This is a genomic window from Arthrobacter sp. 05L44, from assembly GCF_056397605.1.
Genome location: NZ_JBFTNS010000005.1, coordinates 77,254 through 92,350 on the forward strand (window position 1 = coordinate 77,254; position 15,097 = coordinate 92,350).

The 15,097-nt window shown below is 67.6% G+C and carries 13 protein-coding genes; 6 read left to right on the forward strand and 7 right to left on the reverse strand.

Going from position 1 to position 15,097, the window contains the following annotated elements:
* Positions 1–178 precede the first annotated feature (178 nt).
* Positions 179–1,528, forward strand: coding sequence for an ABC transporter substrate-binding protein (locus tag AC1DHY_RS11805; protein ID WP_476877992.1), 1,350 nt, complete (start codon positions 179–181; stop codon positions 1,526–1,528).
* 416 nt (positions 1,529–1,944) lie between these two features.
* On the opposite strand, the gene AC1DHY_RS11810 is transcribed toward AC1DHY_RS11805, so the two are convergent.
* From AC1DHY_RS11810 to AC1DHY_RS11825, 4 genes are read right to left on the reverse strand one after another with little or no spacing between them, the layout of a single operon-like run.
* Complete coding sequence (locus tag AC1DHY_RS11810; RefSeq protein WP_476877993.1) at positions 1,945–2,718, reverse strand: ABC transporter ATP-binding protein; 774 nt, start codon at positions 2,716–2,718, stop codon at positions 1,945–1,947.
* On the reverse strand, positions 2,715–3,836 hold the full coding sequence (locus AC1DHY_RS11815) for an ABC transporter ATP-binding protein (protein ID WP_476903661.1): 1,122 nt from the start codon (positions 3,834–3,836) through the stop codon (positions 2,715–2,717). Before AC1DHY_RS11815 ends, AC1DHY_RS11810 begins: the two co-directional genes overlap by 4 nt.
* A complete protein-coding gene (locus tag AC1DHY_RS11820) occupies positions 3,833–4,801 on the reverse strand; it encodes a branched-chain amino acid ABC transporter permease (RefSeq protein WP_441418496.1) in 969 nt (322 codons plus the stop codon). Before AC1DHY_RS11820 ends, AC1DHY_RS11815 begins: the two co-directional genes overlap by 4 nt.
* A gap of 9 nt (positions 4,802–4,810) precedes the next feature.
* Positions 4,811–6,106, reverse strand: coding sequence for a branched-chain amino acid ABC transporter permease (locus AC1DHY_RS11825; protein ID WP_476877995.1), 1,296 nt, complete (start codon positions 6,104–6,106; stop codon positions 4,811–4,813).
* A gap of 502 nt (positions 6,107–6,608) precedes the next feature.
* Here AC1DHY_RS11825 and AC1DHY_RS11830 point away from each other — a divergent pair.
* Complete coding sequence (locus AC1DHY_RS11830; RefSeq protein ID WP_476903662.1) at positions 6,609–7,547, forward strand: Bax inhibitor-1/YccA family protein; 939 nt, start codon at positions 6,609–6,611, stop codon at positions 7,545–7,547.
* A gap of 146 nt (positions 7,548–7,693) precedes the next feature.
* Here the strand turns inward: AC1DHY_RS11830 and AC1DHY_RS11835 are convergent, their stop codons facing one another.
* Entirely contained in the window at positions 7,694–8,929 is a 1,236-nt protein-coding gene (locus AC1DHY_RS11835) for an acetyl-CoA C-acetyltransferase (RefSeq protein ID WP_476877997.1), read from the reverse strand.
* 59 nt (positions 8,930–8,988) lie between these two features.
* Complete coding sequence (galK, locus tag AC1DHY_RS11840; RefSeq protein WP_476877998.1) at positions 8,989–10,149, reverse strand: galactokinase; 1,161 nt, start codon at positions 10,147–10,149, stop codon at positions 8,989–8,991.
* A gap of 75 nt (positions 10,150–10,224) precedes the next feature.
* Here galK and AC1DHY_RS11845 point away from each other — a divergent pair, with 75 nt between their 5' ends.
* From AC1DHY_RS11845 to AC1DHY_RS11860, 4 genes are all read left to right on the forward strand, one after another.
* Positions 10,225–11,181 (forward strand): aldose 1-epimerase family protein, encoded by a 957-nt coding sequence (locus tag AC1DHY_RS11845; protein ID WP_476877999.1) that lies wholly within the window; start codon positions 10,225–10,227, stop codon positions 11,179–11,181.
* Positions 11,182–11,244: 63 nt separating this feature from the next.
* Positions 11,245–12,612: an AI-2E family transporter gene (locus tag AC1DHY_RS11850; RefSeq protein WP_476878000.1), complete on the forward strand. Its 1,368-nt coding sequence runs from the start codon at positions 11,245–11,247 to the stop codon at positions 12,610–12,612.
* Positions 12,613–12,615: 3 nt separating this feature from the next.
* Entirely contained in the window at positions 12,616–13,854 is a 1,239-nt protein-coding gene (gene ilvA / locus AC1DHY_RS11855; RefSeq protein WP_476903663.1) for a threonine ammonia-lyase, read from the forward strand.
* A 78-nt stretch (positions 13,855–13,932) separates the two neighbouring features.
* A complete protein-coding gene (locus tag AC1DHY_RS11860) occupies positions 13,933–14,484 on the forward strand; it encodes a rhomboid family intramembrane serine protease (RefSeq protein ID WP_476880203.1) in 552 nt (183 codons plus the stop codon).
* A 108-nt stretch (positions 14,485–14,592) separates the two neighbouring features.
* Here the strand turns inward: AC1DHY_RS11860 and greA are convergent, their stop codons facing one another.
* Positions 14,593–15,087, reverse strand: coding sequence for a transcription elongation factor GreA (gene greA / locus AC1DHY_RS11865; protein WP_476880198.1), 495 nt, complete (start codon positions 15,085–15,087; stop codon positions 14,593–14,595).
* Positions 15,088–15,097 lie beyond the last annotated feature (10 nt).

The following is a 15,097-nucleotide window of genomic DNA, read 5'->3' on the forward strand; positions in this document are numbered from 1 at the left end:
GCGGGCTGATTCCGCCGCTTTCGAGGTGCCTGATTTCCTCTATGCAACGAGTGTTATAAGGATGTGACCCTAGTCACTTATGTTCAGGCCGAATTTGCATTAGCTTGAATCTAAATCAGGAACACCTGATCTTTCGCATCAAAGGCCGTTCGCACCTTTAGATCGAGGAGATTTCTCTATGACTTCACTCCCCCAGGTGGCGCCGCGCATTGCTAAGCTCACAGCGCTTAGCATCGGCGTCGCCCTTCTGGCTACGGCTTGTGGCGGTTCGTCCACGCCGTCGTCCAGCGGTTCGTCCTCCGCGCAGGCCGCCGGCATCGCATGCCCGGCCCCGAGCGCAACCGGCGGAGCCACCAGCTCGGCCGCCGCGGCAGGTTCCGTACCCGCGTCCACGACCACCACGGACACCCCGCTGAAGATCGGCTCGCTGCTGCCGACCACGGGCTCCCTGGCCTTCCTCGGCCCGCCCGAAATTGCCGGTGTGAACCTTGGCATCAAGGAAGTTAACGACGCCGGTGGCGTGCTCGGCAAGCCGGTCCAGGTTATCCACCGCGACTCCGGCGATACCAAGACCGACATTGCGACCCAGTCCACCACCGCGCTGCTCGGCCAGGGCGTAAGCGCCATCGTCGGTGCCGCCTCCTCGGGTGTCTCCAAGACCGTGATCAACCAGATCACGGGCGCCGGCGTTGTCCAGTTCTCCCCGGCCAACACCTCGCCCGACTTCACCACCTGGGACGACAAGGGCCTCTACTGGCGCACCGCTCCCTCGGATGTCCTGCAGGGCAAGGTGCTGGGCAACTACATGGCGACCTGTGGCGCCCAGACCGTTGGCATGATCGTACTGAACGACGCTTACGGAACCGGCCTGGCCAAGAACGTGAAGTCCGCAGTGGAGTCCGCCGGCGGCAAGGTTGTCGCGGAAGAGCTGTTCAACGAGGGTGACTCGCAGTTCTCCAGCCAGGTGGACAAGGTCCTCGCGGCCAAGCCCGATGCCATCGCCCTGATCACCTTCGACCAGGCCAAGAGCATCGTCCCGCTGATGACGGGCAAGGGCGTCAAGCCCACCCAGATCTTCATGGTGGACGGCAACATGTCCGACTACAGCAAGGACTTCAAGGCAGGCACCCTGAAGGGCGCCCAGGGCACCATCCCGGGCACCTTCGCCAAGGATGACTTCAAGAAGAAGCTGCTCGCCATCGATCCCGCGCTCAAGGATTACAGCTACGCAGGCGAGTCCTACGACGCCGTGAACCTGATCGCACTCGCGGCTGAGGAAGCCAAGAGCACCAAGGGCGTAGACATCGCCAAGCACCTCAAGGATGTCTCCGAGGGCGGCGAGAAGTGCAACAGCTTCCCGACCTGCGTCACCCTGCTCCGCAACGGCAAGGACATCGACTACGACGGCCAGTCCGGCCCCGTAACGTTCTCCGACGCCGGTGACCCGACGGAGGCCTACATCGGCATCTACGAGTACCAGGATGACAACAGCTACAGGCCCGTCAAGGAAGAATTCGGCAAGCTCTAAGCCGCGCCTCTGACTGACACACAAGAAACCCCCGCCCATCTGGGCGGGGGTTTCCTGCGTCTCCGGGGCTGGGTGTTGGCGCGCGCCTCTCGCGGCGGAGAGACCAACGGGGCGGCGCGGGGCATCCGGTGTGGTTCCGGACGGGGGCAGCTCGGACCCGCGGCACCAGCGCCCGAATCCGGTGGGAATACCTCTGGCGGGTGCAAATGACGCTGGCGACGGGGGCAGGTGCCTGCGAAAGCGCCGTTGTTGCGTTGGTCCCACGGCGGCAGGGTTCCCTGCCCGAGCTTGCGAGGGGAGGGGCCGCCGGGGAGGCACGAGCGCAGGCGCCGAGCAAGTGCCTGCTTCCGACGCGCCGGGCACGCAGAAGGGCCGCCACCGGCTTGGTGACGGCCCTTCGGAGGGGCTGGCTGGGCCTAGTCGACCGTGTCGGCCAACGTACCCAGGTACAGCTGGATGACCTTGGGATCCTTCATCAGTTCCCGGCCCGTGCCGGTGTACGCGTCCTTGCCCTGGTCCAGGACGTAGCCGCGGTCGCAGATCTGCAGGCAGCGGCGTGCGTTCTGCTCGACCATGATCACCGAGACGCCGGCCCGGTTGATCTCGTGCACCCGCAGGAAGGTCTCATCCTGTTTGACGGGGGAGAGGCCGGCTGAGGGCTCGTCGAGCAGGAGCACCGCCGGGTCCATCATCAGGGCCCGGCCCATGGCGACCATCTGGCGTTCGCCGCCGGAGAGCGAGCCGGCGCGCTGGGCCCGCCGTTTCGCCAGTTCCGGGAACAGCTCCGCAACGAAGTCGAAGCGCTCGGCGAAGTCCTTGGGCCGCTGGAACATCCCCATCTGGAGGTTCTCTTCGATGGTCAGGGCCGCGAACACGTTGTTGGTCTGCGGGACGAAGCCAACGCCCCGGCTGACCAGCTTGTTGGCCTTCAGCCCGGTGATGTCCTGGCCGCGGACCACCACGGAACCGGAGTGGACCTTGACCAGGCCGAACATGGCCTTCAGCAGGGTCGACTTGCCGGCGCCGTTGGGCCCGATGATGCCGATCAGCTCACCCTTGCGGGCCTCGATGCTGCAGCCGTTGAGGATATTGACACCCGGAATGTAGCCGGCCACCAGGTCGGTGACTTTGACGACCGAATCGCCGTCGTAGGCATTCTTCGCGGCGGGGGCCGCGCTGGTGGCGCTCATTCTGTGTCCTTCTCTGTCCGGTGGGGCTGGGCACTTTCCGGATGGGTGCTGTCCGGCTCAATGGCGCTGCGCCGGCCGTGCACCGTACCGTTAGCGGTGTCCGGGGCGGCCGCCTCGGTCGTGAGCACGTCCGAGGAGATGATGCCGGCGTTCTCGGTGCCGACGATGGATTCCTCGTCGGCCTCCAGTTCGGCCGCGAGCTCCTTGATCCCTTCGCTGGCGCCGAGATCGACGTCGTGGTGGGCGCCCAGGTAGGCGTCAATCACGGCCGGGTTCTTCATGACCTCCCCGGGCGGGCCCTCGGCCACGATCTTGCCCTCGGCCATTACCACCACCCAGTCGGCAATGTGGCGGACCATGTGCATGTCGTGCTCGACGAACAAGACGGTCATGCCCTCGGCCTTGAGGTTCTTGATGTGGTCCAGCAGGGACTGGGTCAGCGCCGGGTTGACGCCTGCCATCGGCTCGTCCAGCATGACGAGCTTCGGGCGCACCATCAGCGAACGCGCCATCTCAAGGAGTTTGCGCTGGCCGCCCGAGAGCGAGGCGGCGTAGTCGTCCTTCTTGGCGTCGAGCTTGAACTTCTCAAGCAGCACGTTGGCTTCTTCGGTGATTTTCTTTTCCTGGCCGCCCCAGATTCCCTTGAACAGGGCCTTGGAGAGCTTCTCGCCGGACTGCTGGGACGCGCCCAGGCGCATGTTCTCCATGACCGTGAGCTTGCCCATGACCTTGGTGAGCTGGAACGTACGGACCATGCCCATCCGCGCCACCTTGTAGGAGGAAACACCGGCCAGGCTGTTGCCCTCGAACTGCCATTTGCCCGTGTTCGGTGTATCGAAGCCCGTCAGCAGGTTGAACAGCGTGGTTTTGCCGGCGCCGTTGGGGCCGATCAGGGCCGTGATCTTGTGCCGAGGGATCTCCAGGTACTGGACGTCGACGGCGTTGATGCCGCCGAAGCTCCGGGTGACGTCCTCGGCCACCAGGATCGGATCGCGCTTCTTGCAGCCGGGGGCGGTCTCGCCCACGGCGATTGGACGCGTGTCCGTCATGTAGTCGACAGTTTCGGCGGTGCCGGGAGTCCCGGCACCGGCCTTGGGTTCTTCGCTGTGAGTGCTCATGCGAATGCCAGCTCCTTCTTATTGCCGAACACGCCCTGGGGCCGGAAGATCATCAGCAGCATCAGTGCGATGCCCACCAGGATGTAACGCAGCTGGCCGGCCTGGACCGTGTTCAGCCACGTGACGGCGCCCGATTCGATCAGGCCGTAGAGCACGCCCTGGGTCAGTGAGAGGACCACCCAGAAGATCATGGCGCCGACCACCGGGCCCAGCACCGTGCCGAGGCCGCCAAGCAGCAGGCAGGTGTAGAGGAAGAACGTCAGTTCCGTGCCGTAGTTGGCCGGCTGCACCGCGCCGCGGGGGAGCGTGAAGACCATGCCGGCGAGGGCGCCCAGGACGCCGCCGATGACGAGGGCCTGCATTTTGTAGGAGTAGACGTTCTTGCCGAGCGAGCGGACCGCGTTCTCGTCCTCGCGGATGCCCTTCAGGACGCGGCCCCAGGGGCTGCGCATGAGGAGCCAGACGAGGAGGCAGCACACGATCACCAGGGCCCAACCAACCACGCGGATGAAGAAGTCGCGGTTGTTCATGCCGAAGTAGGACCCCTCGGGGAACGGGTTCATAGCGTAGAAGTCGCCCTCGAAGGCGGCCAGGCCGTTGGCCGAGCCGGTCACCGAGGTGAGCTGGTTGGTGGTGACGATGTAACGGACAATTTCCGCGGCCGCGATCGTCACAATGGCGAGGTAGTCGGCCCGCAGCCGGAGGGTGGGGATGCCGAGCAGCAGGGCAAAGATCGCCGAGCAGACGACGGCGATCAGCAGGCCCACGAAGAACGGCACGTGGAACGTCAGGGTGGAGATGGCGAAGCCGTAGGCTCCCACCGCCATAAAGCCGGCCTGGCCGAAGTTCAGCAGGCCCGAGTAGCCGAAGTGGACGGCCAGACCCAGCGCGGCAAGCGCGTACGCCGCCGTCGTCGGACTGAACAATTCACCGGCAGCGCTGGAAAGAATAAATCCGAAGTCCATGTCTGTCTCCTAACCCACGCGCTCGCGGCGGCCCAGGATGCCCTGAGGCCGGAACAAGAGGACAACGATCATAATGAACAGTGCTCCCACGTACTTAAGGTCGGCGGCGAGGCCGAACACGGTGGTCAGCTCCACAAAGATGCCGACAATGATGGATCCGAACAACGCGCCCCATACTGTGCCGAGGCCGCCGAGCGTGACGCCGGCGAAGATCAGCAGCAGGATCTGCGAGCCCATGTCGAAGGTGACGCCGGGCCGGTAGTACGCCCAAAGGATGCCGCCGAGGGAGGCGAGCATGCCGCCGGTGACCCAGACGATCCGGATGACCCCGTCGACGTCGATGCCCGAGGCTGCAGCCAGCGCGGGGTTGTCGGCCACGGCACGGGTTGCCTTGCCCAGCCGGGTCTTGAGGAGGACGACGCCGAGGGCGGCGATCACCACGACGCTGATGAGCAGGGACCAGAGGTTGTTCGGCGAGATGGAGACCGGCCCGATCTGGATTTCCGCGCTCTGCGCGAAGGGCAGCTGCTGGGTGGCGCCGCCGAAGTAGAACTGGATGACATAGCGGACGGCGAGGGCGAGGCCGATGCTGACAATCATCATCGGGACCAGGCCGGTACCGCGGCGCCGCAGCGGCCGCCACAGCCCGGCGTCCTGGACGTAGCCGAAGAGGCCGCCGCCGAGGAGCGCGAGGATGATCGAGAGCCAGAAGGGCAGGTTCATGGCGTTGAACCCGAAGACCAGCACCGCGCCCAGGGTGACCATCTCGCCGTGGGCGAAGTTGGTCAGGCCGGTGGTGCCGAAGATCAGCGACAGCCCCACCGACGCGAGTGCGAGCAGCAGCCCGAAGCTCAGGCCCGCCACGAGGCGGTTGATCAGGTTCTGGCCGAAGTCCTCGCCCTGAACCACGATGCCCTTGCCGAAGGCGAAGATCACCGACAGGTTGGAGGTCTGGCTAAAGCTGACCTTGCGGGGGTTTTCCTGGCCCTCGGCGAGCTTGATGCCCTGGGGGAGGGTTTTGACGTCCAGTTCGACCTCGTACGTTCCCTGCGTGGGGACGCCGATATTCCAGGAACCGTTGGGACCCGATTTGGTCGTTCCGGTGAAGTCTCCGCTCTTGGCGGTAATGGTGACATTGGCGATCGGGGCGCGGTCATCGCCGCGCAGGAAGCCGCTGATGCTGTTTTGGAACGAGGTGCTCGACGGGGATGGTGTCGGCGAGGGGGTCGCGGCCTGGGAAGCCGGGGCGACGATCAGCAGAAGGGCGGCTACGGCGGCGAAAATGGCCCCCACAGCTTTCAGCATTCTGCCGCGTCGTCTCAGCGACAGGCCTCTCGGATTGCTACTCAAAATGAAAACCTCCACGTGGGGGTGGTCTGGGTTGCGCCGTTGCAACCGCTGCGAACGGTCAGGGGACGAAGGGTGGAGCGGATAGTGCGATGCGGTGGAGCGGTAATGCCTGTGACCTTCGTCACCCTGTTGGGCCAATGTTACAGCCCTGATGGGGTGGGTAATGCCGCTGCGAGCAGGGCGAACGTCGCGATCGGATAACAACCGTGTAGCCGGAGAGTGAACGCGGTTTAGTCAAACTAAAGAAAACTTTTGTTGAGTACGAGGATTCCTAAACATTGACCGGCGGCGGACCCCAACGGGCACCGGAATTCCAGCCGGGGCAGGTCACGGTTGGGTTGCGGCGGCGGCCCCGGGGAACTATCCCGGCCCACCGGGCGTGGGAATTGGTAGCGTGAGTCGTAACGATCACCACCACCGATCATCACTAACCCCCTTTATTTGGAGGACACCAGCAATGGCACTTGGCGGAAACCCGATCTTCAACGGAAAGAATTTCCGTGGAGCCACCCAGGCGCCGCCTGCCCCGCATGCACCGTACGGGCAGGGCTATGGCCAGAACGGTTACGGCCAGGGCCAGTACGGCCAGGTCTACAGCCAGCCGCAGGGCTACGGCCAGACCCAGGCGGGCTATAACCCGGCGCAGCAGGCGATGAGCAACGAGCAGCTGCAGGACATGTACAACCGTCCGGCCGCCGGCCCGGCCGACAGCGGCCGCATGACCTTCGACGACGTCATTATGAAGACCGCAGCCTGCCTCGCGGCCGTCATCGCCGGTGCCGCCGTCACCCTCGTCGTGGCGCCGGGCCTGGCCTCCATGCTGATGATCGTCGGCGCCCTGGGCGGCTTTGTCCTGGCCATGGTCAACACCTTCAAGAAGCAGCCGTCACCGGCGCTGATCCTGGCCTACGCCGCGCTCGAGGGCCTGTTCCTCGGCGGCCTGACCCGGATCCTCGACGGGATGTTCCCGGGCGTGGGCCTGCAGGCGGTCATCGGCACCCTCTCGGTCTTCGCCGTAACCCTGGTCCTGTTCAAGAGCGGCAAGGTCCGGGCCACCCCGAAGGCCATGCGCTTCTTTATGATCGCCATGATCGGGTATGCCGTCTTCGCCCTGATCAACATGGTGATGATGTGGACCGGTGCCGTGCAGAGCCCGTTCGGCCTCCGGACGTCGGTCGAGATCTTCGGGATCCCGCTTGGCGTCTTCATCGGCCTGCTGGCGATCGGCCTTGCCGCGTTCTCCCTGATCATGGACTTCACCAGCATTGAAGCCGGCGTCCGCAGCGGCGCCCCGCAGCGCTTCTCGTGGACCGCGGCCTTCGGCCTGACCGTGACCCTCGTCTGGCTCTACGTTGAGATCATCCGCCTGCTGGCGATCCTCCGCGGCGACGACTAGCCGCGGGCGGTCCACAGCGACTACGCGCCATAGCGACTAAACGGAAGCGGGTCCCGCCGGATGGCGGGGCCCGCTTTTGTGTGTGCCGGCTTTTGGGTGTGCCGGGCACAAGGGCCGGCCGCGCCATGTGCCGTGGGCCGGGGGACCTAGCGGAGCCGTTCGAGGATGACCGCCATCCCCTGCCCGCCGCCCACGCAGAGAGTGGCCAGGCCCAGGGTGCCGTCGCGCTCGCGCAGCCCGTTGAGCAAGGTGGTGGTCATCCGGGCGCCCGTCATGCCAAAGGGGTGTCCCAGGGCGATGGCTCCGCCGTGCACGTTGAGCCTGCCGGGATCGATGCCCAGTTCCCGGGCGCTCGCAACCACCTGGACCGCGAAGGCCTCGTTTAGCTCGACGAGGTCGATGTCGCCGATGCTGAGCCCGGCGAGGGCCAGCGCCCGCCGGGTGGACTCGACCGGCCCCATGCCCATGAGCTCGGGGGAGAGGGCGCTGACCCCGGTGGAGACGATCCGGGCCAGCGGTTCCAGCCCCAGTTCGGCGGCGCGGGCATCGCTCATCACCACGACGGCGGCGGCGCCGTCGTTAAGGGGGCAGGCGTTCCCGGCCGTCACTGTCCCCTCGCTGCGGAACACCGGCTGGAGGGCGGCCACGCCGTCCAAGGTGACGCCGGCGCGCGGGGAGTCGTCCCGGTCCACCACGGTGCCGTCCTTGCGGGTGTAGGGCGTGATTTCGCGGGCGAAGAACCCGGCGGCGATTGCGGCTTCGGCCCGGTGCTGGCTCTGCACGGCCCAGGCGTCCTGCTCGGCGCGGCTGATGCCGTAGCTGGTGGCGACGTTCTCCGCGGTCTGGCCCATGGAGATGTAGATGTCCGGCATCCGGCCGCCCAGGCGCGGGTCGGTCCAGGGGGTGTTGGACGCGGCCCGGGCCGCGGTGCGCTTCGCGGCGGCGTCGAACAACGGATTGTGCGTGCCGGCGTCGGTCTCTCCGGCCCCGGTCCAGGCAGGGTACCGGGACACCGACTCCACCCCGGCGGCCACGAACGCGTTGCCTTCACCGGAACGGATGGCATGGAACGCTATCCGCAGGGTCTGCAGGCTGGAGGCGCAGAAACGGTTGATGGTGGCGGCCGGAACGTTGTCCAGGCCGGCCAGGATGCTGACCACCCGGGCCATGTTGGACCCGGCTTCGCCGCTGGGTTCGGCACAGCCCAGATAAAGGTCATCGAGGCCCCGGGCGGCGTCGCGCGGGTCGAAGCCGGGCAGTTTCGCGAGGGCGGCGGTGACCATTGCGGCGGCGAGGTCGTCGGGCCGTTCATCTTTCAGGGACCCTTTGAAGGCCCGGCCGATGGGGCTGCGGGCGGTGGCTACAATCACGGCGTCGGGCATGCGCCCAGCCTACGCCCGGCCCGGCCCCGCCCGACAGGAACCGGAACCCGCCCCGGGGTTTAGGCCAGCCGCCGGGCCCCCGCGGCCGGGTGGACGGGGAAGATCTCGGGAGCGGCAAACCCGGCAGCGGCGAAGGCCCGGCCGACGCCGTCGCGTACCGCCTGCTCCGCGGCCGCCGGAATCAGCGCGATCGCGGCGCCGCCGAAGCCGCCGCCGGTCATCCGGGCGCCCAGCGCCCCACCGGCGCGGGCGGCTTCCACGGCAAGGTCCAGTTCCGGGCAGGAGATCTCGAAATCGTCCCGCATCGAGGCATGGGAGGCGTCCAGCAGGGGGCCAACCGCCTGCGGGCCGGCGCCCTCGAGCAGTTCCACGGTCCGCTGCACCCGCTCGTTCTCGGTCACCACATGCCGGACCCGGCGGAACGTCTCCGCGTCGAGCAGCCCGGCGGCCTCCTCCAGGTCCTCCAGCCGGACATCCCGCAGCGCCTGGACACCCAAGACGTCGGCGCCCAGTTCGCAGGACGCCCGCCGGTCCGCGTAGCCGCCGGCCGCGTGGGAGTGCGACACCTTGGTGTCGATGACCAGGAGCACCAGGCCAGCTGCCCCGGCGTCGAACGGCACCAGGCGCGCGCTCTGGTCGCGGCAGTCGAGGAACACCGCGTTGCCGGCAGCGCCGCGGAGCGAGGCGGACTGGTCCATGATCCCGGTGGGTGCACCGACGAAGTCGTTTTCGGCGCGCTGCGTCGCCAGCACCATGTCCTCGATGCCCAGCCCGGCGGCGGTGAGTTCGTTGACGGCCAGGACGACGGCGCATTCGATCGCGTGGGACGAGGACAACCCGGCGCCGCGCGGCACGTCCGAATCCAGCAGCAGATCCAGGCCCGGGACCTCGAGCCCCTGCTGCTGGAGGGCCCAGAGCACGCCGAGCGGATACTTGGTCCAGCCCCTGGCGGTGGCGGGATCCAGGGCGGCGGTGTCCGCCGTCGTCAGCCCCTGATTGCCGAACGTTGACAGCATCCGGACCGCGGAGTCGGAGCGCACCCGGACAGCTACGCGGGCGGCCCGGTCAATGGCGAAGGGCAGGACAAACCCCTCGTTGTAATCCGTGTGTTCGCCGATCAGGTTGACCCGGCCGGGAGCCTGCCAGACGCCGTCGGGAGCGGTCCCGAAGACCTCTTCGAACCTGGCGGCGAGGCCACTGCTGTCCGCGGTCGGGGTCATGGCCGGATGCCTGCGCTGCTCGAAGTCATGGACCCACGGTATACGGGTTGCCGGCCGGTCTGTACGGTGGTCACCATGGATCTCACAGCGACACCTCCCGCACCCGGGCCCGACGACGCAGTCCGGCGCTACGCCAGCGGCCGGCAGTACGAACTGCGCCGCGGCGACGCCCTGGCCGTGGTCACCGAACTCGCCGCCGGCCTGCGCCTCTACAGCCGGGCCGGGATCCACCTGACCGAAACCTACGGCGACGACGACATTGCCCCCGGCGCCACCGGCATCACCCTGGCGCCGTGGGCGAACCGGGTGGAGGACGGCGTCTGGCACCTGAACGGCAAAAAGCAGCAGCTGGACATCACCGAGGTGTCGCGGAACAACGCCAGCCACGGGCTGTTGCGGAACACCGCCTACGAACTGGTGGACGAGGCCGAATTCTCGGTGACGCTCGAGGCAGCGGTGTTCCCGCAGCACGGCTACCCGTTCCTGCTCCGCCACCGGGTGGAGTACGGGCTGGACGAGGCCCTGGGGCTCACCGTCCGGCAGACGCTGGTCAACGACTCGACGGAGCCGGCCCCGTTTGTGCTCGGCGCCCACCCCTACCTGCGGCTCGGCGACGTTCCCACCGAGCAGCTGAAACTGACGGTCAGCGGCCGCACCCGGCTGGTGACGGACGAGCGGCTGATTCCGCGCGGCGCGGAGCCCGTCGGCGGCGACTTCGACCTCCGGGCCGGGCGGCTCGCCGGCGAGCTTGACCTGGACTGCGCCTACACGGATCTGGACGTCGACGGCGGTGCTGCCCGCAGCACCCTGCGTTCCGACGACGGCCGCAGCGTGAGCCTTTGGCAGGACGGGAACTGCGGCTACGTCCATGTGTTCGTCACCGACCAGTTCCCCGGCCGGACCAAGGCCGTCGCCATCGAACCGATGACCGGTCCGGCCAACGCCTTCAACAGCGGTGACGGCCTGCGCTGGCTGCCTGCGGGCGAGTCCTTCTCCATAAGCTGGGGCATCACCGCGGACCTGGGGAGCTAACCGGCCGCGGCCACGGCGGCTTGCCCGTTTCCTTTGGGCGCCACACTGAGGAATTATGGGGCTATGACGCCAGCCGAGGACGCCACCCGCCAATCCGCAACCGAACCCCCGGGCTACGCAGCCCCCGGGCTCTCCGCTCCTGCCGCCGCCGAACCGACCGGACCTGCGCCGGCCGGCGGATCCGTGCACGCCGGCGACGCGGGCCACGCCCCGGCCGGTACACCGGCCGCCGCCCGCGCGCGGGTCCGCAGCGACCGGGAACTGGATGAAGACATTCCCTACGGGGTGCGCATCGCGGCGTCGTGGGCGTGGCGGGTGGGGCTCATCCTGCTCGTCACCGGGGGACTCATCTGGCTCCTGAGCAAAATCAGCTTCCTGATCATCCCCGTGATGGTCGCGGCCCTGCTGGCCGGCCTGCTCAGCCCCATCACCCGCTGGCTGCGCCGGCACCGGCTGCCCAACGGTGCCGCCGTGGCCGTCACGCTGCTCGGTTTCATCGGACTGATCGCCGGGGCCCTCGCCCTGGTCGGCCGCCAGCTGACCGCCGGGTTCGGCGAACTCTGGGGGCAGGCACTGACCGGCGTGCAGCAGGTCCAGACCTGGCTGGCCGAGGGTCCGCTGCACCTGACCGCCGCCCAGATCAACACCTACATCAAGGAAGCCACCTCCGCGCTGCAAAACAACAGCAGCAGCATCCTCAGCGGGGCGCTGACCTTCGGCAGTACCGCCGGCCACTTCGCCGCCGGCCTCCTGATCGCCCTGTTTGTCACCATCTTCTTCCTGCTTGAAGGCGAACGGATCTGGCGGTTCCTGGTCCGGTTGATGCCGCGGAAGGCACGCCCCGCGGTCAACGGTGCCGGCCGGCGCGGCTGGACGTCCATGGTCAGCTACACCCGGATCCAGCTGTTCGTGGCCTTCGTGGACGCCGTCGGAATCGGCGCCGGAGCCGCGATCATCGGTGTTCCGCTGGCGCTGCCCCTGGGTGTGCTCGTGTTCATTGGCTCGTTCATTCCCGTGGTGGGCGCCCTGGTCACCGGCGCGATCGCCGTGCTGCTGGCCCTGGTGGCCAACGGCGTGGTCAACGCCCTGATCATGCTGGGCATCGTGCTCCTGGTCCAGCAGCTGGAGAGCCACATCCTGCAGCCCCTGGTCATGGGCAAGGCCGTCTCCCTGCACCCGGTGGCGGTCATCCTGTCCGTGGCCGCCGGGTCGTACCTGGCGGGAATTCCGGGTGCCCTGTTCTCCGTGCCGATCCTCGCCGTAGCAAACTCGGCAGTTCGGTACATTGCAGGCAGAACGTGGGAACATGATGGAGAGCTGGCAGCCGCGAGCCCGCAGGGAGTCCCTGTGCTTGCCGGCGCCGGCGAGGACCCGGGCTTCAGGGAGGTCCGCTTCCCTGGCGCCGACGCCGGAACCCCCAAAGGAGACTAGTTCGTGAATACCCTCGAGAGCCTGCCCGTCACGCTGGACGATGTCCTGGAGGCGCAGAAGCTGCTCGACGGGATTATTATGCGGACCCCGGTGGAATCCTCCCGGGCGCTGGGCGGCATCGCCGGCGGCGACGTCTACTTCAAGTGTGAGAACCTGCAGCGCGCCGGCTCCTTCAAGGTCCGTGGCGCCTACGTCCGGATGGCCAAGCTCTCCGCCGAGGAGAAGAAGCGCGGCGTGGTCGCGGCCTCCGCCGGCAACCACGCCCAGGGGGTGGCCGTCGCGGCCAAGGCCCTCGGCATCAAGGCGCGCATCTACATGCCCCTCGGAGTGGCCCTGCCCAAGCTGGCGGCCACCCGCAGTCACGGAGCCGAGGTGGTCCTCCACGGCCACAACGTCGACGAGGCCCTGGCCGAGGCCAAACGGTACGCCGACGAATCGGGGGCCGTTTTTGTGCACCCCTTCGACGACGTCGACGTCGTGGCCGGCCAGGGCACGGTAGGCCTGGAAATCCTTGAGCAGCTTCCCAACGTGGACACCATCCTGATGGGTGTCGGCGGCGGCGGGCTGCTCGCCGGCGTCGCTGTCGCCGTGAAGGCCCGGGCCAAGGAGCTCGGCCGTAACATTCGGATCATCGGCGTGCAGGCCGAAAACGCCGCAGCCTACCCGCCCTCGCTCGCCGCGGACGCCCTGGTGCCGCTCAAGCGCGTCTCGACCATGGCCGACGGCATCGCGGTGGGCCGGCCGGGCCAGCTGCCCTTCAGCATCATCCGCGAACTCGTCGACGACGTCGTCACCGTCAGCGAGGACGCCCTGGCCCGGGCCCTGATCTTCCTCCTCGAACGCGCCAAAATGGTGGTCGAGCCGGCCGGCGCCGTCGGGGTCGCCGCCCTGATGGAGGGCAAGATCGAGAACCCGGGCAACACCGCGATCGTGCTCTCCGGCGGCAACATCGACCCGATGCTGATGCTCAAAGTCATCCAGCGCGGCCTGTCCGCGGCCGGCCGCTACATGACGGTACGGATGATGCTGGACGACCGCCCCGGTTCGCTTGCGACCATCGCCCGGATCATCGCCGAAAACGACGCCAACGTCACCGGCCTGGACCACACCCGGGTGGGCGGATCCATCAGCATGGGCGATGTCTCCATCACCGTGAACCTGGAAACGAAGGGCCACGAACACTGCGAGCAGGTCCTCGCGGCGCTCCGGGCCGAGGGCTTCCAGCCGATCGTGGTGCACTAGGCACCGGCCGTGCTCGAAGCCTCGAGGGCGGGGCAGCGCGACACTCCCGCCGGCCGGGCCCGCGCGGGCCTGCTGGTGATGGGCTCGTTCGTGCTCCTGCTCTACGTGATCGAGTTCATCAACACCCTGATGATGCACTCGCTGAACGCCGTCTTCGGGCTGCGGCCGCGCTCGGTCGACGGGCTCCTGGACATCCTGACGTTTCCGCTGCTGCACGCCAACCTCGCCCACCTGCTCTCCAACACCCTGCCGTTGATCATCTTCGGGTTCCTGGTGTTCCTGTCCGGGCTCCGGGTCTTCGCCACGGCCCTGGCGTCCAGCTGGCTGGGGTCCGGGGCTGTGGTGTGGCTGATCGGCGGGTTCAACGTCACCGTCGGGGCCTCGGGGCTGGTCTTCGGGCTGTTCGCGTTCCTGCTGGTACGCGGGTTCTTCAACCGGAACTGGTGGCAGATCCTGCTCTCCGTGGTGCTTTTCCTCGCCTACGGCGGCATCCTCATCGGTGTGCTCCCGAGCGTGGCGGGGTACGTCTCGTGGCAGGCGCACCTGGGCGGCGCGGCGGGCGGCGTCATCGCGGCCCTGCTGCTGAGCCGGCGCCGGCCGGGGTACGGGCAGTACGGCCAGTACCACTAGCCACACGCCGGCCCCGCACGCCGGCCCCGCCGCGTCCGTGCGCCGCACCGTTAAACGACGACGCCGTTCCTCCCCGGTGGGGGAGGAACGGCGTCGAATGAAGCGCTGTTAGCCGGCGTACGGCTTGGCGGAGATGATCTCCACGGAGATGTCCTTGCCGTTCGGGGCGGTGTAGCTGAGCTTGTCGCCTTCCTTGTGGCCGACGATCGCCGAACCCAGCGGGGACTTTTCGCTGAAGACGTCCAGATCGGAGTCGCCGGCGATTTCGCGGGAACCGAGCAGGAAAGTTTCTTCGTCCCCGGCGATCTTGGCGACCACAATCATGCCCGGTTCGACGATTCCGTCATCGGCCGGGGCCTCGCCCACGTGCGCGTCGCGGAGCAGCACGGTCAGCTGGCGGATGCGGGCCTCGATCTTGCCCTGCTCCTCCTTGGCCGCGTGGTAGCCGCCGTTCTCCTTGAGGTCGCCTTCCTGGCGGGCAGCCTCAATCTTCTGGACGATGTCTGCACGGCCTGCGCCGGAGAGGTGGTCCAGCTCTGCCTTCAGGCGGTCAAAAGCTTCCTGGGTAAGCCAAGCTGCAGTTGCGCTGTTGGTGGTCGACACGGACTTCTCC

What these genes read in the sequence shown, in the direction of transcription:
- AC1DHY_RS11805 (WP_476877992.1), top strand. Translation starts at nt 179, where the DNA reads ATGACTTCACTCCCCCAGGTGGCGCCGCGCATTGCTAAGCTCACAGCG.
- AC1DHY_RS11810 (WP_476877993.1), bottom strand. Translation starts at nt 2,718, where the DNA reads ATGAGCGCCACCAGCGCGGCCCCCGCCGCGAAGAATGCCTACGACGGC.
- AC1DHY_RS11815 (WP_476903661.1), bottom strand. Translation starts at nt 3,836, where the DNA reads ATGAGCACTCACAGCGAAGAACCCAAGGCCGGTGCCGGGACTCCCGGC.
- AC1DHY_RS11820 (WP_441418496.1), bottom strand. Translation starts at nt 4,801, where the DNA reads ATGGACTTCGGATTTATTCTTTCCAGCGCTGCCGGTGAATTGTTCAGT.
- AC1DHY_RS11825 (WP_476877995.1), bottom strand. Translation starts at nt 6,106, where the DNA reads ATGCTGAAAGCTGTGGGGGCCATTTTCGCCGCCGTAGCCGCCCTTCTG.
- AC1DHY_RS11830 (WP_476903662.1), top strand. Translation starts at nt 6,609, where the DNA reads ATGGCACTTGGCGGAAACCCGATCTTCAACGGAAAGAATTTCCGTGGA.
- AC1DHY_RS11835 (WP_476877997.1), bottom strand. Translation starts at nt 8,929, where the DNA reads ATGCCCGACGCCGTGATTGTAGCCACCGCCCGCAGCCCCATCGGCCGG.
- galK (WP_476877998.1), bottom strand. Translation starts at nt 10,149, where the DNA reads ATGACCCCGACCGCGGACAGCAGTGGCCTCGCCGCCAGGTTCGAAGAG.
- AC1DHY_RS11845 (WP_476877999.1), top strand. Translation starts at nt 10,225, where the DNA reads ATGGATCTCACAGCGACACCTCCCGCACCCGGGCCCGACGACGCAGTC.
- AC1DHY_RS11850 (WP_476878000.1), top strand. Translation starts at nt 11,245, where the DNA reads ATGACGCCAGCCGAGGACGCCACCCGCCAATCCGCAACCGAACCCCCG.
- AC1DHY_RS11860 (WP_476880203.1), top strand. Translation starts at nt 13,933, where the DNA reads ATGGGCTCGTTCGTGCTCCTGCTCTACGTGATCGAGTTCATCAACACC.